Below are 22,907 nucleotides of genomic sequence, written 5' to 3' on the forward strand. Positions count from 1 at the left end.
CGTTGTTCTGCGTGACAATGAACGCGCCGAGAGCTTCTTGATGATCCAAAATAACTGAGCATAGACCCACTTCAGAGCCGCGGCCGAAGACACCATCGCCACTGGCCGTCCGGCCGGGCTGGAGCGGAGGTATTACGTCAGGCCCACCGTCTTCGCGAACGTGACCAATGACATGACCATTGCCCGTGAGGAAATCTTCGGGCCGGTCCTCGTGATTCTCGGCTATGACTCGGTCGAGCAGGCCGTCGAGATTGGCAACGACACCGAGTACGGCCTCTCGGCCTATGTCAGCGGCGCCGATCTCACGCAGGTCGCAAGGTCGGGGCCAAGCTGCGTGCCGGACAGGTGGTGCTCAACGGCGCGTTTGATCTGATGGCGCTGTTCGGCGGCTACAAGATGAGCGGCAACGGGCGCGAGTGGGGGGACTTTGCCTTCAGCGAGTTTCTGGAGATTAAGGCTCTGCTCGGCTACGCGCCTCAGGCGTAGGGTTTGTCTGGTTGAAGGCTCAAATTGACAATAGGGCTGCAGGCACGTGGACACCGTTCGCCGGTGCCCACGCTTCTCGTACCGGGTGGATTTGGCGCGAAAATCCGTTCGTCGGTTGACGCCGCATCCAACCACGTGCAGGCGCCCTGCGGGCAACAAACGTACGGCGTGAACCACGATGGGGCACCTACCTGAACTTCAGGTGAGGGGAGCAGGCTTCCGATCATCAGGAGCGTGTCTGGGAAGTGACCTATTTGCGGTTGGATTCAAGCTCCTGACGCGGAGTGTGAGAGCAGGGAACCGCTGCACGCCGGGCTGATCGAACAAAAGCTTTGCAACGGGTTTTTCTCTGTTCTTTCGCTTGACGAGAACCGGTGACACACTAATTTCATCCGCGGTGTTCGCGGTGACAGACTCGCTGTATTCGAACATTTTCCCGGCGACACACCGGTTGTCAGGGTGCGCTGCCCTGGGCTCTGGTGGTCTTGAGGAGTTCCTCGCGCGAGGGCATCGGCGCGCGGTCCACTGTGCCGTCACGGTACTTGCCCTCGTTGCGGTCCATCTGAATGACGCGCTGCTCAGCCTCAAGCCCGGGGTCAGGCCGGTGACCGCGCGAGGACGCGTAGCTGGCGACGATCTCACGGTAAACGGGGGCCGCGAGGTCGGCCCCATGGTACTCGCCCCTGGCGCCGTGAGCCATGATGGCGATGGTGATCTCAGGGTTGGTGCTGGGGTAGAAGCCCGCGTAGGTTGATTCGTAGATCTCGCTGCTGTACCCCCCGGCGGTGGCGAACTGGGCCGTGCCGGTCTTGCCCCCCAGGTCGTAGCCCTCGAGCAGCGCGCGGTGCGGAATGCCCAGCTCGATGGTCATGCGCAGCATCTCGCGCACGGTGCGGGCGGTCTCGCTGCGCACCACGCGCCGGCCCGTGCCCACCGGATCTGCGGCGTTGAGCCGCGGCGGGAGGTACACGCCGTGGTTGCCCAGCACGTTGTACGCCACGGCCATTTGCAGCAGCGTGGTGGACATCCCCTGGCCGAAGCCGTTGGTGGTGCGCACCAGCGTGTCCCAGCGCTCGATGGGACGCAGAATCCCGTTACTGGCCGTGACGACCGGGAGTTCGGGAGCGGTGCCGATGCCGAATTGCGAGAGGCGAGCCCGGAACTTCTCGTTGGTGTACGGCTCGACAATGTGGCTGATGCCGACGTTCGAGGAGTAACGCAGCACGTTCTGGATCGTCAGGCGCGGCCCGTGCGCCACCGAGTCGCGAATGGTGCTGCCCCACCTCTTGCCTACGTACCGGGCCATGGGGGTGTCAAGGACCTGATCCGGCTTGATGATGCCGTCATCCAGGGCGGCGGCCACGGTTAGAGACTTGATGACCGATCCTGGTTCGAACCGGTCGATAAACGCCCGGTTGCGCCGGTTGCGCATGGGGGTCTCTTTCCACTTGCCAGGATTTGAGGGCGGCCAGCTGGCCACGGCCAGGAGGCGTCCGGTTCTGGTTTCCATCACGATGGCCGCGGCGTACTCGGCACGCTCTTCCAAGGCTTTCTTCTGCAGTTCTGCTTCGGTCACGGCCTGCAGGTGGGTGTCGATGGTCAGCGTGAGGTCCTGGCCGGCCGCCAGATGGTCCTGGTAATCGTGTTCCAGGCCTTCGAGGCCCTCGCTGGCGCCCATGACCCCGAGCAGTTGCCCAGCCATATCCCCGTTGGGGTACACCCGCGTCTCCTTCTGGGCGAAGGTGCCCGCGTCCTTGACTAAGGTGGCGGCCAGCACCCGGCCATCGGCGCTCAGGATGCGTCCGCGTCCGCTGGGGGTGGGAAGCTTGCGCCCCTCGCGGGTCTCGAACGGTGAGAGCGGGGCCATCACGCTCGCGTACGAGATCGCCAGGAAGCAGAAAGCAAACATGCCTATCAGCAGCATCCAGATCGAGCGTGATTTAATCTTGGTTTCCATCGTCTGCCGTGAAGGATAGCTCCCGCACTCTGTCATCACCGTGACAGGGGAAGCGGTCACGTTCACGCTCCAGAACGACGGGAGCGCTGAGCGACGAGCAACGCGCTGAGAGCGTCCCCCGGTATCCTGAGGTCGCCAGGTTCTTTGGGCGTTTACCTACCTGATGATTTTGCGCCCTTTTACATGGAGCACCATGGAGACAGCACCGAAACTCTCCCCGCTGCCGACCTGACCTTGCAGCGTCAGGACGCTCGAACCACGATAGACGGGTACAGGTCTCGGGCGTTGTCGTGCAGGATACGGCGGGCGGCCCAATCGGCTTCTTGCGGGCTCAGGTCTCCGTCCCTCACCGTCAGGTCAAGCGCGTCTCCTAGAACGGTGCGGCCCCAGCGGGCCGCGAGCCAGTACAGTTCTGGCGTCCGCTGCGCGTCGGTGCTGAACAGCACCTTGGTGACAGGGGCAAGATGCAGAGCCTCCAGCGTGGCGGTGCGCATGGCCGTCACGCTGGTGTAGGGAATTGTGAGGCCGAGGTCGAGGTAGGCGCCGCCATACACGCTGGCGAGGTACCCGGCTTCACGCACGTAGGGGTAGCAGTGCAGCATCACGACCTTCAGGCCGCGCAGTTCCGGGGCTTCCAGCACGCCGCGCAGATGCAGTGGACTGGCCAGGCGCATATCGAGGTCGGGGTCACCGTACCCGGTGTGGAACTGCACCGGCAGGCCGGTGTCAACGGCGACGCGCAGGCCGGTCCACACCACGCTGTCGATCAGCGGTTTGCTGTTCACACGGGGCACGGCTCCTGGAGAGGTTTCCCGCTTCAACACCGTGAACGCGGCTTCCACACTGTGTGCGGTGGGCCGGCTGATATCGAGCCCGGTGCGATATGCGGCAATGCTCTTGAGGCCCGCCAGGGTAGGCGCGAGGTGCCGCAGGTGCGTCTCGAGCGCGGTGAGAAGGCCCGCGGCACTGTCGTGCTCAGCAGCGAGCAATGCGACCTCGCTCTCGAGGCGCAGGACACGCCTGACGGCACAGGGGAGCCGGTCGGCACTCTGGCGGACGCTCCACAACCGGTCCGGCCAGACGCCGTCGTCAATCAGCACCGTGTCGATCCTGGCGTCTTGAAACATGTGCCGCGCCAGGTCGCCATAATCCTGGTTCTGCCGCGCCTCGAGCACCGCGTCCATGGTCGGCGCGCAGCCGTAGTAGGCCGCCAGGTCGCGCATGGACCTTCGGAAAAACAGGGTGTCGCGCGCGAAGTGCTGGAGGATAAGCGGATCGGTCGCTTCCGTGAAGTACGGCTCGATCGGACCGGCGCGCCACAGCGGTTCGTGCAGCAGCGCGTGAGCGTGATGGTCATAAATGGGGATATCAGTGAGGTTCATATCAGTACCTTTCCGCGAGCAGCTGAAGCTCTTCGGGGAGATTCAGGTCTTTCAGGGCAGTCCATTCAGCGCGCCGGACCGCCAGGTACGCGCGAGACCGCGCCTCCCCCAGGGCGTCAAGCAGCACGGTGTTGCGCTCCAGGGCGGTGACTGCTTCATGAAGCGACTGGGGCAGCAGCTCGATACCACTCGCCCGGCGGGCCTCCTCGCTCATCAGCGCCGGGTCCCCAACCGCCTCCGCCGGAAGAGGCCGTTGTTGTTCGATGCCGTCCAGACCGGCAGCGATCAGTGCGCCGAGCGCGAGGTACGGGTTGGCGCTGGCATCCGACGTCTTGAGTTCAAAACGGCTGCAGGCGTGTCCTGCGCGGCTGACGCGGAGCGCCGCTTCACGGTTTTCGTAGCCCCACGCCGTGTACGCGCCAGCCCAGAAGTGCGGACGCAAGCGATGGTACGAGTTGTGACTGGGGACGCTCAGGGCGCACAGGGCCGGGAGGTGAAACAGCACGCCCGCCAGGAAATGCTGGCCTTCACGGCTGATGCCGGTCGGGTGGTGCGGGTCGGCCATGGCGTTGGCTCCGTCGCGCCAGAGGCTCAGATTGAGGTGACATCCGCTTCCGGCCACCCCTTCAAACGGTTTAGGCAGAAAACTGGCCACGAGGCCGTGCGCTTCCGCCACGCCGCGCGCCGTTTCACGGAAGGTAATCTGCTGGTCTGCAGCCTGCAGCGCGTCCGAGTACCGGACCGAGAGTTCCTGCTGCCCTGGTCCTGCCTCCGGGTAGTAGAACTCGGGCTGCAGTCCCTGGGCTTCGAGCGCGGCACTCAGGTCCAGCATGAAGCGCGCATGGCGGTTGAACCCGGACGTGTGCGCGAAGACGGTGGTGTCCGCGGGCGTATAGCTGCCATTGTCGCGGCGGAGCAGGAAAAATTCGTTCTCGAACGCGGCGTTCACGGTCAGGCCGAACTGCGCCGCAGCACGGATCTGTTCACGCAGAAAAGCGCGTGGGCAGCAATCCCACGGGCCCGCTCCCAGGCGCAGGTCGCCGAGGACCTGGGCCTGGGCCGGTGCGTAAGGAAGCACCGTCAGCGTGTCCCAGTCGGGCACCAGACGCACTTCCCCGACCGGCCCGAGGCCCGCGCCAGGCACCACCACGTCCGCCATCACCGGCAGGGCCAGCTGAGCAGCAGCAATACCGACGCCGTCGGGAAGGCCAGCGTCGAGGAGAGAGAGGTGCGCAGCCTTGGCCCGGATCAGGTTGGCGTGGTCGGTCCACAGGATGCGCACGTACTGCACGCCCGCTTCCCGCAACTGCTGAATGTTCATGACTCCTCCGTGTCTGTGACGGCCTGACCGGCAGCACGGGGCCAAAGGGCACCAGCCCGGCTGGCCGCCTCGCCAAGGTGCTCGTCGTCAGCAGTCGAGCCGCGTGCGGTAAGGGAACTGGGCCGGCCGAAGGGTGGCCAGGGTCCGTCGCTTGTGGGAGGCTGGCCCGGCTGGAAGCGGCTGTGGAGTGGAAACGGCCGGAACTGCGAAGAAGCCCCTGGGGTGTGGGACGTCATTGCGGTTTCGGGACGGCGTAGTCGTTCCCCTCGCGGATTTCCTCCAGCACGATGCAGGTCTCTACACGTTCGATAATGGACTGCGCCTCGCTGAAGCGTTGCAGAAATTCCCGCAGGGCCACATGGTCGCGCACGGCGACTTTGACAATGGCGTCATTCGTTCCGGTTAAGGTGTAGCACTCCAGAACTTCCGGCAGCGCGCTCACAGCGCCGTGCAGCTCGTCCAGATTCGGTGAGGCGAGGTTGTTCTTGAAATTTACCTTCAGAAAGCACATCAGGTCCAGACCCAGTTTGGCGCGGTCCAGGACGATGGCAGTTCGTTTGATGACGCCGTCCTCTCGCAGGCGCCGCAGCCGTTTGTGGACACCCGTGGCGGACAGACCGACCTGCCGCCCGAGTTCGGCATGGCTGGTGTCGGCATTGTGCTGAAGGAGGCGAAGCAGGTGCGTGTCCGTATCGTCCATGTGGTCTCCTCGTAGAAGTGCCGGATTTTAAGGCACGCGCACTGAACAGGTCATTTGAGTGACGATTAGTGACCGGAGCTAGGGTGAGGGTTGTTTTTTAACACATCACAGGAGTCGCCTCAACCTCCTCAACCACCGCCGGGCGACGTGAAGGAGCCCCTGGCCCGTCCCTGCGCGCTCCGCGGACGAGAAACCAAAATACACCGCAGCGATCAGAACTGGAACGAATCGTTCCGGGTCTTGAGGTTTCGGTGATTCTGCGTTAACATTCGCCGCAATTCGACCTATTTTTTTGCCAGCCGGACTGCTCTCCGGCGTCGTCCTTGACGCGGCGGTGTTCAGGACGTCAGCAGGACCAGCCCCAGTAGGCCACGCCAGGATCCGAACCCGCCCGCCCCCGCACGGCCTCAGGAGGACATCATGATGCGATTCACCGCGTTGTTCGTCACGGCACTACTTGGCACCGCCAGCGTTTCACAGGCCCAAACCGGCACCCTGACCGTCGCGACGGCCCAGGACCCCCAGAACTGGGACCCGATCGATACCTTTCTCATCGCGTGGGGCACCGTGGCGCACAACATCTACGATGGACTGATTATCCGGACCCCCGATCTGAAGCTTCAGCCAGGCCTGGCCACCAAGTGGACCTACCTGAACGGCGGCAAAACCCTGCGGTTCACCCTTCGCAAAGGCGTCAAATTTCATAATGGCGAACCGTTCAACGCCAATGCCGTCAAATTCTCCTTCGACCGCCTGCTCGGCGCTGAAGGCAAGAAAGGCCCGCAGCAAGCCAACTACACGTCCATCAAGCAGGTCAAAGTCGTCGATCCCTATACGGTGGATTTTATCCTCGCGCAGTCCGATCCGGTGCTGCTCACCAAACTGGCGGGGTACGGCGCCATGATCGTGCCGCCCAGATACATCAAGGAGAAGGGCGCCGCCTATTTCGACACGCACCCGGTAGGCACCGGTCCGTTTCAGTTCGTGTCGTACAAAAACGGCGAGTCCATCCGCCTTCAGGCCTTTCCCGGCTACTGGGGCGGCAAGCCGAAAGTGGCCAACCTGACTTTCCGGTTTATTGAGGAACCCGCCACCCGCGTGGCAGAACTCCAGTCTGGCCGGGTTGACATCGCCACTGCGATCCCGGTGGCGCAGGCCGCTACCGTCAAAGGCAACAGCAAGCTTTCCTTGCAGGCGGTGCCCAGCCCTACCGTGCAGGCCCTGCGTTTTAACGTCAGCCACAGCCTGACCAAGGACGTCCGGGTGCGCCGGGCGCTGAACCACGCCGTGGACCGCGACGCCATTATCAAGAGCATCCTCCAGGGCTACGCCAGCCCAATCGCGTCTCTCCAGTCGTCCAAGTCGTATGGGTACGACCCGAATCTCAAGCCGTACCCGTACGACCCTGCCAAGGCCAAGGCGCTGCTGGCTGAAGCCGGCGTGAAGCCCGGCACGCCCATCGGCATTGACTTTATCGGGACGGACGCAGTGTTCCGCGAGGTGGCGCAGGCCGTTGCCGGGTTCTTTCAGGCGGCCGGGTTGAAACCGGAACTGAAGACGTACGAGACGAACACTTTCTACAGCGACATCATTCCCAAAAACAAGACCAGCAACGCGTACCAGATGGGCTGGGGCGGATGGACGTTTGATTTCGACAACACCGCATACCTGCTGTACCACAGCAAGCAGTTCTGGAACCCGGACTACAGCAACAAAACCCTTGACGCGATGCTGGACAAGCAGCACACCATGAGTGACCAGAAGCAGCGCCTCGTGATCCTGCGTGACATCGCCCGCTTCACCCACGAACAGGCAATTGACATCCCGCTGTACAACCAGCAGGACCTGTGGGGTGTCAGCAAACGTGTGCAGGGCTTCCAGGCGCCGAGTGACAGCCTGCTGCACCTGCGCACTGTCAGTGTGAAGTGACGCCCTGTGGCACGCTATCTGCTCTCGCAACTGTTCCAGGCCGCGCTGGTGGTGGTGTTCGTGACCCTGGTGGTGGCTGTCATGCTCCGGTTCTCTGGAGACCCGGCCGTGGCGCAGTTCCAGGGGGCGTCGGCACCCACGGAAGAGCAGCTGAGGGAAATTCGGCAGGCAATGGGACTGGACCGCCCGTTTCTGGTGCAGTACTGGGACTTTCTGTCGGGTGTTGTGACCGGGGATCTGGGCACCAGTTTCCGCGGGGAAACAGCCGTCCGGTCTCTGATCGCTCAGGCCATGCCTCCGACCATGCTGCTCGCCTTGTGCTCGCTGGGGCTCTCTGTGCTGCTGTCCCTGCCGCTGGCGATTCATGCGGCCGTGCACAAGGGCAGCTGGGCAGACCAGGCCGTGCGCTTCTTCTCTCTGCTCGGCCTCTCCTTCCCGAACTTCTGGCTGGGCATCATGCTCGCCCTGATCTTCGGCGTGACCCTGCGCTGGCTTCCGGTGTCCGGATATGAAAGCGCCGCCTCGCTGATCCTGCCCAGCGTGACCCTTGGCCTGATCCTGACTTCGACCACCGTGCGCCTGCTGCGCGCTTCACTGCTGGACGTGCTCAGTAGTCAGTACGTTACCGTGGCGCGCAGCAAAGGCCTGTCCGAACGGCGCGTGCTGTACAAACACGCCCTGAGGAACACCGCGATTCCTATGATCACGTTCGTCGGCCTCCAGTTTGGCGGACTGATCGGTGGGGTCGTGATCGTCGAGCAGGTCTTCGCCTGGCCGGGGCTGGGCTCACTCGCCTTGCATGCCATCTCCAACCGCGACTATCCGGTGCTGCAGGGCACCGTCACGGTTCTGGCGGTTCTGGTCGTGCTGGTCAATCTGCTGGTCGACCTTTCTTATGGTCTGTTTGACCCTCGCGTGCGGCTGGAGTGATATGACTGACCTTGCTCCCCCTTCCACCCGCGCGCGCGCCCGGCATGCCCTGAGGCGCTGGACGCCGGACCTGGTCATCGGACTGCTGCTGACCGGAGGCGTTCTGGGCGTGGTCCTCCTCGCCAACCTCCTGTTTCCTGCCGGCACCGACACAATGGACCTGACGGCGCGCCTCACTCCTCCGGCACTGTCCAGCGACCACCCGCTGGGCACTGATCCCATTGGCCGCGATGTGCTGGCAAGGGTCGTGTACGGCGGACGCATTTCCTTACTGGTCGGTGTCGTGTCGGTGACGCTCTCAGCCCTCATCGGCATCCTGCTTGGCCTGTTCGCCGGATTCTACGGCGGCAAACTGGACGCCTTTCTGATGCGCCTGGCAGACATTCAGCTGGCCTTTCCCTTCATCCTGCTGGCCATGACTGTGATCGCCATCCTGGGCCCCGGCCTGTGGAAGCTCATTGCGGTTATGGTCGCGTCCCAGTGGGCCCAGTACACCCGTCTGGTGCGCGGTCAGGTGCTGGCGCTGCGCGACCGGGAATACGTCCAGGCCGCCAATGCGCTCGGGGCCAGCAACAGCCGCATGATCTTCCGGCATATCGTTCCAAACGCCTTAGGCCCCGTGATTGTCCTGGCGACCCTGAATATTGCCAACAACATCCTGCTGGAATCCGGACTGACATTCCTGGGCCTGGGCGTGGATCCGCAGGTGCCGTCCTGGGGGGGCATGCTCGCCGACGGCCGCACCTACCTTCAGAGCGCGTGGTGGGTGTCGGTGTTTCCCGGCGTGGCAATCACGCTGACCGTGCTGGGATTCAACCTTCTCGGCGACTGGCTCCGCGACCATCTCGATCCTCATGGGAGACACGCATGACCTCAGCCCCACCCGGCCCGCTCACCCCGCCCCAGCAGGACCAGCATTACGAACCCTCCGCGACACGCGGGCAGAGACGCGTCTGGGAACAGCACTTTCCCTGGGAAGGGCAGCGGCTGATGGAGCTCCTCTCGGCGCTGCGCCTCGCCCATCAGCCGCATCACGTTCTGGCGTACGTGTCGGAATCACCGCAGACCCGGGCAGCGCTGCGGACCTCCATCGTCCGCGCCGCCGGACCAGGTTGCGCGGCGCGGGTCAGAAGTGCATACAAGACCGCTTACTTCTGGATCACGGAGGAAGTGCAGCCGCTCTGGCGCCGGGCCCAGGCCGACCGCGTCACCCTGACCTATCCGGTGCTGTCAGAGGCGCCCCAAGGCCGCTTCCTTCAAGAAGCGTATCCACTTGCTGCCGTGTTTGAACGGGAAGGCGTCGAAGCCGAATTTGTTCCGGGACCTGTTGGGCGTCCCTACTACCAGGCCACGTTGTGGAGGGGCGAGCGCGAACTCTGGCACGGCACGTGCTTCACGCCGCTGTTTCAACGGCAGGCCCCAGACGGCCGAATGGTGCTGGGCCCCACCGGTTGGTTGACCGTCCAGGCCGAAGGGGCAGACGTGCTTGATCAGCGTCTGGAGACGGACGGGGAGGCTTTTTGGGACTGGTACGTCGCGACGGTCCTGCCCGCTGTGCTCGAACTGGCCGACCGGCGGGATGACGGGCTGGTGTTCCGGAACCTGGCGGTCACACTGCAGCTGTCTGAACCAGACCTTGCCCTGGATGTCCTGGACGAGCGAATCAGCATGACTGAAGCCCTGACCGAGGAGGTGTACTTCGGCACGGTGGACGCCCTGAAGCGGCACACGTCCACGCCGCCCGGCGCGCGTACGCTCACTCCGGGCCGCATCGTTCCTGTGGCTCACGCTGTTCCTGGGCAGGATGGTTGGGCTCGTGTCACGCTCACGGAATGGGCCAGCTCCCCGGCGGAACTTCACCGGCCGGGTGCATCTCACAGCGTGACGGCGGACCCCGAGTCGGTCCTGCAGGACCGACCTGCGCCGCCCGGCCAGATCTGGGCCAACGCCCGCGCCGCTGCCGACCGTCATCAGCTGGAATGGCATGTGCCAGCCCACAGTGTGGACGGCCGGCCGGTTCCCGCGGTCCTCCGGTCGACCCCCGGCGCTGCAGGGAGCGTCCTGATCACTGCAGGTCAGCACGCCAACGAAACCACCGGGCCGGTCGCGGCCTTAAACCTCCTCTCTCATCTTGCCGGCATGCCTGTGAATTTTGCCCTGCTTCCGCTGGAGAACCCCGACGGGGCATTTCTGCACCGCGCCCTGACCCAGCTGGCCCCCAATCACATGCATCACGCCGCGCGGTACACGTCTCTGGGAGATGACCTGGAGGCGCGTCTGCGTCAGGGGGACCGCCGCTGGGAAGCGGGCGCCCGCGCGTGGGCTCAGGAGCAAGTCGGCGCGAACCTGCACCTCAACCTGCACGGGTACCCCGCGCACGAGTGGGTCCGTCCGTACAGCGGCTACGCCCCGCACGGCTTTGAATCATGGGCGCTGCCGGCCGGCTTCATCACCATTGTCTGGTACTGGCCCGGTCATGACAAACCGGCGCGGCTGCTGGCTGAAGCCATCGCGCAGCGTCTCCAGCAGGAACCAGAGGTCGTACAACATGCTCAGGCAGCCCTCCGGGCGAGTACGGCGCATGTCCTGACGCCGCATTACGAACTGATCGGCGGCCTCCCCTTTATCCTCACCGAGCAGCCATCGGCGTTGTGCCCGCTTACAGTCATCACCGAAGCACCTGACGAAACCATCTACGGCGCCCGCTTCCGTTCGTGCGTTCAGGCGCACCTCAGCGTCTGCCTGGCGGCGATTGGCCACACGCTGCGCGGAGACGGGCAGCCAGAGTCCTGTACATAACCTGCACGTCAGATCACTGGCTGTTGCCCGCACGCACAGTCCGGGGCCAGAACATGCAGGTGACGACGTCCAGAGGAGGTTCTGCTCCGGCGCGGTCTCCCTGAGGAGGAGTCAACCATGCAACCGCATGCTCACAAGATGCAAACTCAGGAGCCATGGGAGGGATTTTGTTCAGTCGAACATGGACAGCTCTGGTACAGGGTCCATCCTGGCCCCGCGAACCGGCCTCCGGTTATCGTGCTGCACGGTGGTCCCGGATGCCCCAGCACTTACCTGCACTCGCTGAGCGCCCTGGCAGACTTCACCACGGTGGTGTTCTACGATCAGCTTGGATGTGGGCGGTCCACCTCGGACGTGCCCATGTCAGCGCTGACCCTGGATTCTTTTACTGCGGACCTCCAGGTCCTGCTCGATACGCTGCGAATCAAATCGTTTGTCCTGTTGGGACATTCATTTGGTGGTCTGCTCGCGCTTCACCATCAGCGTTGCTTTCCGCATACGGCCAGTGCACTGCTGCTGGCCAGCCCACTGGTGGCCACCAGCGATTGGATGGCCGACATGGCTGTCCTGACGGGCGCTCTGCCCGAGCCGTACGCAGACGACTTGAACAAACCGCAGGAGGACCCGGCATATGTGGCGGCTGAAGCGCAGTTTTACCGCACCTACTTCTGTCATCTGCAGCCCTGGCCACCAGAATTGCAGGTCGCTGTAGAGCAGCTGGCGGCATCTCCTGCTTACCACCTGATGTGGGGGCCAACCGAGTTTACGCAGACCGGCAACCTGGAAGGAGCCGACTGTTCGGGTGTGCTGCGCACCCTGCGATGCCCTGTGCTGTTCACGTGTGGCAGCGCGGATGAAGCGCGGCCAGAAACGTTGAGGCGGTATGCGGACATGTGTGAACGGGGGCAGCTGAAGGTGTTTGAGGGTGGTACCCACTGCGTTCATCTCGAGCAACCGGACGAGTTCCTGCAGGTAATTAGAGAGTTTTTCGGGCATGATAGCGCCATACAGTGGATCACTTCGGTTTAGTGGTTTGATTCAGCAAAACTTAGACAGTTTTTTAGATACCCAGCACGATAATCATCTTCGTGGTGGGTATCTGCTCTGTACTAGCATTTGCGACATCAGAATAGCTGAGCTTGTATACTTCTTACAGCGTTGTAAGGTCTGCAAAAGTCAAGCCGTATCATTGATTTGTACTGGCAGGTGCAGCAGGGCTGTCACATCATGCTTCGCACTCTGGTCAGTAAATTAACTCTTTCCCGTACTTGGTAATTTTCGCAGACATGACGTCGTCTTGCTCGCATCCTGGGCATACAGTCATTACTGATCTCACCACCCTCCAAGGTTTGCTGTGCTGTCAGAAGTAGCTGACACTGAACCGTTTTATATTTGCGATTATTCACCATCCGGTGCTTCCTCGACTCCGATACTTACGTCCTCTGTTCTGTCCGCTGCAGCTGCTTCTTGCAGAATCTGCGCACACTCTCCAGAATCTGATCCGCCGTTTTCGTCCAGATAAAGGGCTTCGGATCATCGTTGTTCTGTTGAATGTATCGCTCAATCGCGGTCTCCAAGTCCTGCGTGCTGGTGAAGCTGCCCCGCCTGAGCTGTCGGGTAGTGAGCAGCGAGAACCAACACTCCATCAGGTTCAACCATGACCCACTGGTCGGCGTGAAATGCAGCTGGAAGCGCGGGTATCCCAGGAGCCAGTCCTGACGCGACCCTGCGCTACACCGTTGCCGACCCCAGTTCCCGCGTGCGTCTCGACTGCCAGCACTAAAGGCTGAGCCGGCCATTTCTCACGCCGGCAGAACGCTGCTGTCAGTGTTCTGCGCCGTCACCATTGCATCTTCTGGAGGATGCGCACGAGATTGGCTGTCCCCACCCTTGAAGTTGCCACGCTGTTGCCACGCCTGGCCTCTTAGGCTTTTGGCACCAGATTCATCAGCGTCAAGAGGAGGACGGCCCCAGAAACTGATGCTCCCGCTCAAACTGCCTGGACGACATCGCTCAATACCCGCTCTTGGCGGACTGGAGGGACCCCACCATGACCCCCACCTCATCCTCGCGGCCCGGTCGCCGAGCCCTCCTTATCCTCGGTGCAGCCCTGGCATCCAGTGCGATGGCCTGGAAGCCCAGCACTCACATCTACTTCGCTGAGCAGGCCCTCACAGACGCAGTCAGCGACGGCCGGGTCACCATCTGCCGCACCAACTATGAGGCAGGAACCATCGCAGGCGACTGCCGTGACTACGCCGTGGACCCTGAGATCCTGGCGGCCTTGCGGGCGGCCCCCGCGCAGTACCGCGCCGGGGTCCTGGGTCCGGATGCCTACCCGGACCTGCTGACCGGTCAGCAGGTCATTCACCCGGACGAGAGCCTGCCGAAGCGCCCGGACGCGCCAGGGGGAGCGAACAGCTGGCTCCAGTACCTGTGGGACAGCGCGGCAGCCGAGGGAGGCGGGAACCGGTTGGCCATCAAGGCGTTCGTGGTGGGTTACCTCACGCATGCGGCAGGCGACATGTACGGTCATACCTTCGTGAATGCCTACACGGGCGGCGAGTTCGCCCTGGGACCGAATGCGGTGCGGCACATCGTACTGGAAGGGTACGTGGCCAAACGGACCCCCCCTCCTGTGGATGCAGCGGGCCGGCCCGTGAATGAGAACAGCGTGTCGATTGATGGGGTGTCGGACTTCATTTACCGGCGGATGGTGGATGCCCGGCCCGGGTCGGTACTGCGTGATCAGTTGCTCACCGGGTCGGGAGCGGCCACGTCGGTGCCGCGGGTGTACTCGGATCTGCGTGCGGGCCTGCAGCGTGACGTGGATGAATATTACCGGCGCAAGGCCGACTTCGACCGCCGGTCCGCGGACAAGCTGGCTGCGGCCGCGCGGTGCAAGCCCTTGGATTTTGGGTGTAGTGCCACGCTGCTGGTCACGCAGGCCGGGGTGATTCAGGCGGAGAAAGCAGCGTACATGGCCGTGAATGCCGCGCCGATTACGTACAAGGAGTACTGGATCAAGGACATTGACGATGGACTGAGGGCCTGGCCGGGCGTGAGTCATGAGCTCGCGCGGGCTCTGGTGTACAACACCGGCGGTGTGGACACAGCGCGGGCGCAGAAGGTGGCGGAACAATACGTCTATGACCACCTGCTGTCCATGTCTGGTGCTCCGGACGCGGTGGGTGGAAGCCTGGGGCTGATCAACAGCGTGCTGTCCGCGTTGTTCCCTGCCTTCATCCGCGAGGCCGTCGAGCAGATGAAACGCGACCTCCTCAACTCGCTGCTCCGGCAGGCTTTCGGGCTGACGGTCGAGGAGCTCAAAGCATATGTGACCAGCCCGGAAGTGCACTTTGACCGGGTGATGGCCACGCCTGGCGGTCAGAAAACCACCTTGCGCCAGATGAACCGTGGCGAGTTGCGCATTGCGGACGACGGGTTTGCCAATCCGTCTGCACGTTTCGATTACCAAGTGTTCCCGGCGGGTTACAACACCGTGACCATCAGCAAGCTGGTGCTGTTACCGCCTGCGGAGATCAACCGTCTGCTTCGGGACCTGGGAGCCACGCAGGTACTGAGTACGCCTAACGTCATGCTGGGCTTCATCCGTTCCCTTGACGGGCACAACGAATGGCTCAATAACGCTCCTTACCAGCTTGCGCCTGCCATAAACTGTGGCGCGTACATCCGCCTGTTCATGCGCCAGACTGGCGAGGCGGTTCGCTGCGGTTCCATCATTCAAGGTGAGCCGGTGCAGAAGGTGGTGCCCCGCCCCGTGCCTCTCGTCCCCATCACTCCACCAGGGCGCTGATGGAAGTGGGTCTCGGCAAGCGCACCAGCGTCTCAGCACCGTGAGCAATCCCGTGAGCCAAGCCATTGCCGGCCGTCCGTTGAAGGGCAATAAGACCAGCACGCCATCACAGGAGTGGCCGACGTCGTGGCACCCGCAACCTGGATTGCTGGAGACTTCATGGCATGGTTCGTGGCGTACCGTGACGCTCTGAACTTTGCTTCCAGAAATGCCTTCGAATTCGATAAGTCCAGCAGTGCGCCAAAAATCTATAAAGCGGTGTACAGCATTTTGCGTGAACGGTTCAGACTGGGAGCACTACTGGCCTGCACTGCTGAGCGTCAGGTCGCTGCGGCGTACAGAATACAGTGGACTAAACTTAAGCAGAATCAGGAGGCGCAGAAGAAGGGTCATTCCAAGCGCCTGTACAAAGGTTTGGATACGGTTCCAAAGTTTGTGTCCAGTACTCTTGAATATCAGTACGGGCGCGACTACTCGTGGAAGAAAGATGGTCGAGTCAGCCTCGGGACACTTGATGGACGCACGGTGTTGAAGTTTGAGGGCTACCAGAAGCACCTAGACTTCGTCACCCAGGGTGCTGAAACCGGCAGTGTGCACCCGCGTGCAGTCCCAGCAGGCCGTAGACGTGTTCCTTGAGAGCGTCCTGGAAGCCGTCCGCACCGGCAAGAGTGTCGGTCTGGCTGGTCTGGGGACCCTGAGCATCCGTGAAACCGCCGCCCGCACTGGCGTGCGACCCGGCACCAGCGAGCGGATCCAGATTCCCGCCGGCAAGAAGGTGGCCTTCAAAGTTGCCACCACGCTGCAAGGCACCCTCTCAGCTACGTTCTGCTTTATTGAGTCGGAAGTGCTGCGTAATCTGCACAGTCAGCGCATACCGGGCTATCATGCTCAACATCAAAGGCGGCCTTCGGGTCGCCTTCTTCTTGCTGTCATGAACACCCCAATCATCCATGAAGCTATAGGGATATTCCGGAACAGCAAGGATCACTACCATTTAGAAGGAACTCTCCAGGTCCGCACTGAACTTGGTGTGCCTGCGGAGACCACCTGGAACGATCTCGTTCCGGGGAGATGAGGAGTGAAGTATGCCTGCAGGAAAAGTGAAATGGTTTAACGCAGAGAAAGGCTTCGGTTTCATTGAAACGCCCGGAGGTCCTGATGTCTTCGCGCACTTCAGCGCGATCTCGGGGAGCGGCTTCAAGAAGCTGAACGAGGGTGACGAAGTGGAGTTCGAGCTTGAGGAGGGCCAGCGGGGCAAGGGTCCGCAAGCCAAGAACATCGTCGTGACGAAGGCCGCGCCAGCCGCTGCGTACGGCGACCGTCCGCAACGCCGCGACGACCGCTGGTAAGCCCGAGCGTGAACAAGAGAGCCGGCATCGGCTCTCTTGTTGTCTGCTCTTGAACCGGAGGAACACCGGAATTGAATAGGGTCTGACGTTGCCGCAAAGTGGCTCGCTGTACGGCTCGGTGCTGCTCCTGGCCTGCTTCCACCCGGTGGGGCTATGATGGTGCGCCCAACCCCGCGCCCTAGCACAGCAGGCAGCCTGCGCTGGTCCTTCAGACGGACCAGTACAACCTGTTTCTTCTGAGGATCTGACTTCCGGATTATGTACGGTGGACCGTCAGGTGAGTAGTGAAGAGCTGAGGGGCAGCGGTCATGTGACCGCTGCCCCTCAGGACCGAGAAGTGGAGAGGAACGACCGGCGTTATCGCCTGCCGGCAGCCGCGATTGCAGCTCCGGGGTTGACCAGGCCGTTACCGAAGAAATTGTCGCGGCCGTTCGGGCCGAGGTCGGTGGCGGTGGCGCTCAGCAGATCGCGCAGTTCAGCGTTACTCAGGCCGGGTTTCGCGGCCCACACAACGGCTGCAGCGCCGGCAACGTGTGGGGTGGCCATGCTGGTGCCGTTGAAGTACTCGTAGTCCGACGCGTAGATGGAGACGCTTCCGGTCACGCTTCCTGCCTGAACTTTGGTGAGGGTCGCCAGGCCGTCGGCCTGCGTGATGCCCACCACCGGGATGCTCCGTGGCGATCCCAGGGTCACGCTGTTCAACGGGCCGGTCGTGTTGTTGTACACGATGACCGCGGCAGCGTGATTGGCCACGGCGTTGGCGACCTTATCGGCAAAGGGGCACGCCCCGCGGGAGATCAGGGCGATCGCTCCATTCAGCGCGGCATTGACGGCGTTCGGTTCGCAGAACCGGTTGCCCTCGCCACCAGCGGCCACGATAGGCAGGTTTGACACGGTCTTCGCCGCAGCAAATTCGAAGGGGTTGACGCTCTGGTACGTGGCGACGCCCGCGGCACTTGCGCTGGCCGCGAGGCCAGTGCCGACTGGAACGCTCGACAGGACGGCCACATCAGGCGCCACAAGTTCCTGTTTGCTGTTGTGGTTGCTGAAGTCCGCCAGGTTCCCCAGGTGGTTTACCGCGCCCACTTTGATCACGCTGGGGTAGTCCGAAGGGTAGTGCGGAAGCTTCACGCCGTCATTGCCTGCTGCAGCCACGACCAGTGCGCCGGCATCATAGGCGGCCTGGAAGGCACGCTTCTCGGTTTTGCTGCCCTCATCCGCTCCGAGAGACAGGTTGACCACCATGCGTTGTTCCTTTCCGCCCTGGGTGACCAGCTGGCTGACGCACCAGTTGACGCCTTCAACCACGCCTTCGGAAGTGCCGCTGCCGTCATCCCCGAGAACCCGGGCGACGTAGAGGTTCACACCGGGAGCCACGCCGCCGACGCCGTTGGAGTCCATTCCGGAGGGACCCACGTTCGAGCCCGCGCCGAACTGCGCGAAAATCGTTCCTGCCACGTGCGTTCCGTGCTGGTTGACGTCATTCAGGGCCGTAGCTGAATCCTTGCCGTCACCCATGAAGTTCTTGAAGCCCTTCAGCTTTCCGGCGAATTCAGGGTGATTGCCGTCGATGCCGGTGTCACCGACGCAGACTGCGGTGCCTGCTCCTGTGTGCTGCTGCGTCCGGAGGCTGGGGACCGCGAGGGCGATATCCCCGTACGTGAATTCGCCGCTCGGCTGCCAGTTGACATTGAGGCCTCCCAGCTGCCCTCCCGGTTTGCCGAGTGTGTTGCTGTCGGAGGTGATGTAGTTGTCCGCGCGGCGCGTGACAGTCAGCTCAACGTACTCCACGCTTGGATCTGCTGCCAGCTTGTTGGCCTGCGCCGCTGTCAGCGTCGCAGACGCCGCTTCGATGCGGGTGAAGGAGCGCCTCAGTTGCCCACCCACCTTGCGGATCGCTTCGGTATTGGTTCCCTGACCAGCCTTGAACCCAACCAGGTAGGTTCGCGCCGTGGTGGCTGCCTGGCTGCTGACAGTGGGGGTGACACTGCTGGTGGGGACGTTCGACTGTTGTGCGCAGGCGGCTAGGGCCAGGGCGAGACCCACAAACTTGACACTACGGGATACGTGCATAAGGCTCCTATAACCAGGCCCGTCTGAGTAGAGCCCCTGGTCAGAATGAGGTGTGATGGTGATTGCGGCATCCTCTCCCAGTGACTGCTCATCATTTGTTAAAAACCATACGTTTCCGTGAGGGTGTCGTGAAGGTGACTCGATTCTGAGTGCACTCCCCTGATCTGAACCCTCCTGAGGTGAGCAAGCGGGTGGACACGTTCCTCTGTGGGCCGGGAAGGAACACCCCGCTGGCAGACGGACTGCGGCAGCAACTCAGAATCTGGCTGGGGCCGGTGACCGGTCCCCTGAGGGCACTGCTCCTTGATTCTCCCCGGTGGGGGGTATGGTGGTGCGCCCACCCAGCGCTCCAGCACAGTGAACGCATGACCCGAGAGACCTGCCTACCCGCCCAGGACACCGCATGCTGATCAGCGGCCTCCTCCAGGAACGCACGGCCCTCGGCGGTGTCAGCCGTGACTTCCAGAGCCGCACACTCGCCTGGATCAGCACCCTCCCGGAACCTGCCCATCCGGCCGTTCGCGGTACCGTGCGCCCGTGGCCCGCTCGGCCCTGGGTCATTGGGGTTGTCGGCCGGCCGGGACGCTTCTGGGGTTACAGGTCAGGTGCTCCCCGCTCCTGCGGCAGACTCAGGCGGGTCTTGTCGACCGCCTCTGTCACCGTGCGTGTGGCTGGCTCCTCCTTATTCAGTTTGCGGATCTCCCGGGCGGTTTCCTTGGAAGATTCAGGCGTCCATAGACCATGTTTGGTCATGGTTGCTTTCTCCTCAGGTTTCCCAGCTCGGCTTGATTTCGTTTTCTTCGGAGTGCGCGCTTTGGTCATCTTCCCCTCCTCCGCCATTTCACCGGTTGCTTCCCTGAACTAAGCAGGGCAACGCCCGCTTTTTCCCGGGAAACTCTTCACTGTTGTGGGCTTTGGGCAGAGAGGTGAAGGGCGTGGGTCTGGCAGGCGCAGTCCTGGAGCAAGGCTTCTTAAGACGGGGCGATCTCCAGGGCGTGTGAACGCAGGTGTTTTTACGGGTTTCGCGAGCCTTGCTCGCCGCAGGGCCCTTTGTCTTCAGGTTCTGCGTACCGTGACCATGCGGCGGTGGGCGCCATGCTCACATAGCAACCCTGGGTCTGCTGCTTTTCCAGGGTTTCAGGCCGCATGGGGTAACCGACCAGCCTGAGCGCCAGCATTCCTGAGATAAGATCTCAGCTTTACGTTGACGGCTACAGTCTGCCCCTGATCACGAAGACATCGGGAGACGTGCGCACGCTTCGGCGATAGCGGTGACATGGCGGAGATCCGTGCCGCAACAACCACCAAGAACCGTGATCTGCGGATGTTCGTGAAGAAGCTTGCGGTAGAGTTGCCCGAGTTCAAGCGGATCGCCAGCATCAAGCTCAGTCATGGCATCCAACTCCTTGTGGCTGCAGCGCGAAGCATTCGCTCGCACACCACGAATACGCCTTGTCCAAGCAGCGGGCTCATCCAGGACTGCCGCAAAGTGGTCGGGATGGGCGCAGTTCACCATGAAGTAGGCCGCATAGTCATTGGTCGCCTCATCCACAGCCGTGACAGCATCCATGAGGGAGTCACCCGTCGGCAACCGCCCATCCGTCTCCACCGTAAACGAGACCGACACTGGCAGGCCGACCTCCGCAGCCGCCAAGGTTATACCAGTCGCCTCGTTGATGTTGGTCATGGTGAGTGCAGACAGCATGTCAACGCCAGCCGAGGCAAGCACACGGACCTGGTGACCGTGGTAATTGGCCGCCTCTGCCACGTTCATGATCTGGCCGGGATCGTAGCCATCACCGCGGGGGCCGACGCAGCCGCTGACCACAATCTCAAGTGGGTCGGTGGCAGACTTGGATCGCAAGCGGTGCAGGAGTTCGACCGCAGCGACATTAAGCTGGTCGAGTCCACATTGGTGGAGCCCAAGCGGTGCAGCCCAGTCAGGGCTTGCACGCCAGGTGGCGCTCTCGAGGATGAACCCCGCGCTGTGCCTGTGCGCGAGTTCCAGATAGGGGCGGTAATACGTCTCGAGTGCTTCGCGTCCCTCTAAGGTTGCGAGCAGGACAACTGAGGAGAACAAGGGAAGATCAATGCCGCGGTTAAAGAGAAGATCGGTCTCCAGGCCGCCGTCGGTGAGAACACGGCGCGTGAGCTGCGGGAGTGGTCCTTTCATCTTGTCCTCCTTCAGTAAGGCAGGTACAGGGCAGTGCGGTGCACGAAGGTAACAATTCAGGGTAGTTCGTTGCCCGTACATATCCAGTGCTGCTCGTCAGGACGGCTGGATGCGCAACTGAAACTCCTTCAACTGCATCTCTCGTTGCAGCGTTTTACCTTCTGGCCTCCTGTACCAGCGTTCTTTTGTTTTTGCAGATGCCCTTCGCAGGCAATCTCAGCGCTGGCCTGATGGCGGGTGCGCCGGGCCGCCAGCTCTTCAGCGCTGCGGAACCGCTCCATCATGAAGGTGTCTGGGGCACTGGTGAGCGTGATGTTGCCAGATGAATCGGTGGAAGAGTGGAGTACAGCTTCTGTGCCGCGTGAGGTGCTGCCTGGCGACCGGGTGGCGGTGCTGGTGGAGGGCGGAACACTGGTGGGCACGTGGTTACTTCCGCGCCTGGCGGGTCTGCGAGCCTGCCGCCCAGTCATGTGCGGCCTGGTGACCGCTCTCAATCGACCGTCGAGCTTTGTCGTGGCGTCATCAGGCCGACGCCCTTCCTGATCTCACGTCCATGACCACGGGACGCTCACCGGGCGGTCCGTGCGTATGCTGGGTCCCGCGTCACCCTACTCGAGGTCCCCTATGTTCTCCCTGCTCCGCGACCGCCGCATCCTGATCCTGTGGATCGGTGAAAGCATCAACGCTTTCGGCAACGGCCTCACCTTCATCGCCCTCGCCTGGTTCCTTTACCGCCTCTACCCGAACTCACCTGCCCTGTCGGGCACCGTCATCGGTGCCTGGACCGCGGCGATGCTGCTCGGGACCGTCAGCCTCGCCGGTTACACCGACGTGTGGGACCGCCGCCGCATTCTGCAGGTGGCCAACGGCCTGAGCGCCATCTGGATCAGCCTGATTCCGCTGCTGCACGGCCTGGACCTGCTCTCGTTCCCAGCCCTGGTCGTCATCGCGGCGCTGACCGGCTTCACTGGCAGCGTGATCTTCCCGGCGCAGCAGGCCTCGCTGCCCACCTTCGTGTCCGCAGACCGGTTGCAGGGCATCCAGGCCCTGTTCAACCTGACCTGGACCACCAGCGGCCTGCTCGCGCCCATCAGCGCCGGCTTCCTGGTGGCGAGCATCGGCGCACCCGGGGTGATGTGGGTGAACGCGGCGAGCTTCGTCGTGGCCCTGATCGCCTACTCGATTGTCCGCTTTCCCACAGTGACCCGCGCTCAGGACAGCGGGCAGGGTCTGGCTGCCTGGTGGGCCAGGACCCGGTACGGCTTCGCGTTCGTCCTCGCGCGGCCCCCGCTCTGGGCGACGCTGCTGGGACTGGCCAGCGTGAACTTCGCCATGGAGCCCTACGTCGCCATTTTCCTGCCCCGCATCGCTGACCGCCTGATGGTGGGGGTGGAGCTGCCCGCGGCGCTTTCCTGGGTGCGCGCCGACAGCCGGGGTGCGCTGGGGGTGGGCCTGCTGGGCTCGGTCCTCGCCCTTGCAGAGCTTGGCATGGTGATCTGGATGGGGCGCCGCACCAGCCGCCACCCCCTGAACTGGATCGCGCTGGGCTGCGTCGGTCCCGCGCTGTGTATCGTCGGTGTGGCGTACGCCCCCTCGCTGGGGATGGCGCTGGTTCTCGCGCTGCTGATGGGCCTGTGCTTCGGACCGCTGAACGTGATGGTGGGGACGATGTTTGCCCGCCTCACGCCGGAGGAGGTGCGCGGGCGGGTGTACAGCGCCCGCATCCTGGTGGGCCAGGGGCTCCGTCCGGTGGGGGTGAGCCTGGCGGCAGTGCTGATGGGCGCGGTGGGCCTCGCGCCGGCGGTGGCGGTGCTGGGTGTGTTCGCCGCCCTCCTCACCCTCGTGGGCTACCTGCGGGCGCGTGGTGCAGGGGACGATGCACAGGGAGCCGCCGCCGCCGACTGATCTGCAGGACGCTGAGTGGAGAGGCAAGACGTGGCCTGCAGTCACGTCCGTTCTGCACTGGAGGCACCGGGTACAGTGACCATCGG

At 63.0% G+C, this 22,907-nt stretch carries 17 protein-coding genes and 2 pseudogenes; 11 read left to right on the plus strand and 8 right to left on the minus strand.

Going from position 1 to position 22,907, the window contains the following annotated elements; all coding sequences use genetic code 11:
- Nucleotides 1-103: 103 nt before the first annotated feature.
- Nucleotides 104-486 (plus strand): annotated as a pseudogene (locus tag DEIDE_RS18810) (aldehyde dehydrogenase family protein); the annotation flags it as partial.
- A 454-nt stretch (nucleotides 487-940) separates the two neighbouring features.
- On the opposite strand, the gene DEIDE_RS16535 reads toward DEIDE_RS18810, so the two are convergent.
- From DEIDE_RS16535 to DEIDE_RS16550, 4 genes are all read right to left on the minus strand, one after another.
- Nucleotides 941-2,443, minus strand: coding sequence for a peptidoglycan D,D-transpeptidase FtsI family protein (locus tag DEIDE_RS16535; RefSeq protein ID WP_162485734.1), 1,503 nt, complete (start codon nucleotides 2,441-2,443; stop codon nucleotides 941-943).
- A 242-nt stretch (nucleotides 2,444-2,685) separates the two neighbouring features.
- Nucleotides 2,686-3,825: an amidohydrolase family protein gene (locus tag DEIDE_RS16540; protein WP_012694882.1), complete on the minus strand. Its 1,140-nt coding sequence runs from the start codon at nucleotides 3,823-3,825 to the stop codon at nucleotides 2,686-2,688.
- 1 nt (nucleotide 3,826) lies between these two features.
- Nucleotides 3,827-5,146 carry a glutamine synthetase family protein gene (locus DEIDE_RS16545; RefSeq protein WP_012694883.1) on the minus strand — a complete coding sequence of 440 codons (1,320 nt, stop codon included), beginning with the start codon at nucleotides 5,144-5,146 and terminating at the stop codon, nucleotides 3,827-3,829.
- Between the two features lie 232 nt (nucleotides 5,147-5,378).
- On the minus strand, nucleotides 5,379-5,846 hold the full coding sequence (locus tag DEIDE_RS16550) for an Lrp/AsnC family transcriptional regulator (protein WP_012694884.1): 468 nt from the start codon (nucleotides 5,844-5,846) through the stop codon (nucleotides 5,379-5,381).
- A gap of 420 nt (nucleotides 5,847-6,266) precedes the next feature.
- On the opposite strand from DEIDE_RS16550, the gene DEIDE_RS16555 reads away from it, so the two are divergent.
- The 5 genes from DEIDE_RS16555 to DEIDE_RS18260 all read left to right on the plus strand — a co-directional run bounded on the left by DEIDE_RS16555 (nucleotide 6,267) and on the right by DEIDE_RS18260 (nucleotide 12,533).
- The gene (locus DEIDE_RS16555) at nucleotides 6,267-7,775 is read left to right on the plus strand and encodes an ABC transporter substrate-binding protein (RefSeq protein WP_012694885.1); all 1,509 of its coding nucleotides are present in this window, start codon (nucleotides 6,267-6,269) and stop codon (nucleotides 7,773-7,775) included.
- A 6-nt stretch (nucleotides 7,776-7,781) separates the two neighbouring features.
- Complete coding sequence (locus tag DEIDE_RS16560) at nucleotides 7,782-8,705, plus strand: ABC transporter permease (RefSeq protein WP_012694886.1); 924 nt, start codon at nucleotides 7,782-7,784, stop codon at nucleotides 8,703-8,705.
- A 1-nt stretch (nucleotide 8,706) separates the two neighbouring features.
- A complete protein-coding gene (locus DEIDE_RS16565; protein ID WP_012694887.1) occupies nucleotides 8,707-9,576 on the plus strand; it encodes an ABC transporter permease in 870 nt (289 codons plus the stop codon).
- A complete protein-coding gene (locus DEIDE_RS16570; RefSeq protein WP_049760569.1) occupies nucleotides 9,573-11,504 on the plus strand; it encodes a M14 family zinc carboxypeptidase in 1,932 nt (643 codons plus the stop codon). The genes DEIDE_RS16565 and DEIDE_RS16570 overlap by 4 nt, the downstream gene beginning before the upstream one ends.
- 117 nt (nucleotides 11,505-11,621) lie before the next feature.
- Nucleotides 11,622-12,533 carry a proline iminopeptidase-family hydrolase gene (locus tag DEIDE_RS18260; RefSeq protein ID WP_012694890.1) on the plus strand — a complete coding sequence of 304 codons (912 nt, stop codon included), beginning with the start codon at nucleotides 11,622-11,624 and terminating at the stop codon, nucleotides 12,531-12,533.
- Between the two features lie 404 nt (nucleotides 12,534-12,937).
- On the opposite strand, the pseudogene DEIDE_RS19710 reads toward DEIDE_RS18260, so the two are convergent.
- Nucleotides 12,938-13,216: pseudogene (locus DEIDE_RS19710) on the minus strand (IS630 family transposase); the annotation flags it as partial.
- A gap of 338 nt (nucleotides 13,217-13,554) precedes the next feature.
- On the opposite strand from DEIDE_RS19710, the gene DEIDE_RS16585 reads away from it, so the two are divergent.
- The 4 genes from DEIDE_RS16585 (at nucleotide 13,555) to DEIDE_RS16595 (ending at nucleotide 16,670) form a co-directional block, all read left to right on the plus strand.
- On the plus strand, nucleotides 13,555-15,321 hold the full coding sequence (locus tag DEIDE_RS16585) for a hypothetical protein (RefSeq protein ID WP_012694892.1): 1,767 nt from the start codon (nucleotides 13,555-13,557) through the stop codon (nucleotides 15,319-15,321).
- 159 nt (nucleotides 15,322-15,480) lie between these two features.
- Nucleotides 15,481-15,957, plus strand: coding sequence for a hypothetical protein (locus DEIDE_RS18815; protein WP_012694893.1), 477 nt, complete (start codon nucleotides 15,481-15,483; stop codon nucleotides 15,955-15,957).
- Complete coding sequence (locus DEIDE_RS19835) at nucleotides 15,896-16,396, plus strand: HU family DNA-binding protein (protein ID WP_012694894.1); 501 nt, start codon at nucleotides 15,896-15,898, stop codon at nucleotides 16,394-16,396. Before DEIDE_RS18815 ends, DEIDE_RS19835 begins: the two co-directional genes overlap by 62 nt.
- 10 nt (nucleotides 16,397-16,406) lie before the next feature.
- Entirely contained in the window at nucleotides 16,407-16,670 is a 264-nt protein-coding gene (locus tag DEIDE_RS16595) for a cold-shock protein (protein ID WP_012694895.1), read from the plus strand.
- Between the two features lie 357 nt (nucleotides 16,671-17,027).
- Here DEIDE_RS16595 and DEIDE_RS16600 read toward each other — a convergent pair whose 3' ends face one another.
- The 3 genes from DEIDE_RS16600 to DEIDE_RS16605 all read right to left on the minus strand — a co-directional run bounded on the left by DEIDE_RS16600 (nucleotide 17,028) and on the right by DEIDE_RS16605 (nucleotide 20,916).
- Nucleotides 17,028-18,743, minus strand: coding sequence for a S8 family serine peptidase (locus DEIDE_RS16600; protein ID WP_012694896.1), 1,716 nt, complete (start codon nucleotides 18,741-18,743; stop codon nucleotides 17,028-17,030).
- A 594-nt stretch (nucleotides 18,744-19,337) separates the two neighbouring features.
- Nucleotides 19,338-19,496: a hypothetical protein gene (locus DEIDE_RS19310; protein WP_162485735.1), complete on the minus strand. Its 159-nt coding sequence runs from the start codon at nucleotides 19,494-19,496 to the stop codon at nucleotides 19,338-19,340.
- A gap of 475 nt (nucleotides 19,497-19,971) precedes the next feature.
- A complete protein-coding gene (locus DEIDE_RS16605) occupies nucleotides 19,972-20,916 on the minus strand; it encodes a homocysteine S-methyltransferase family protein (RefSeq protein WP_012694899.1) in 945 nt (314 codons plus the stop codon).
- Between the two features lie 624 nt (nucleotides 20,917-21,540).
- Between DEIDE_RS16605 and DEIDE_RS16615 the strand changes: the two genes are divergently transcribed.
- Nucleotides 21,541-22,821, plus strand: a complete 1,281-nt coding sequence (locus tag DEIDE_RS16615) for an MFS transporter (RefSeq protein ID WP_012694900.1) — start codon at nucleotides 21,541-21,543, stop codon at nucleotides 22,819-22,821.
- Nucleotides 22,822-22,907: the final 86 nt, after the last annotated feature.

The sequence above is a fragment of the Deinococcus deserti VCD115 genome, assembly GCF_000020685.1.
GTDB classification, from domain to species: Bacteria; Deinococcota; Deinococci; order Deinococcales; family Deinococcaceae; genus Deinococcus; species Deinococcus deserti.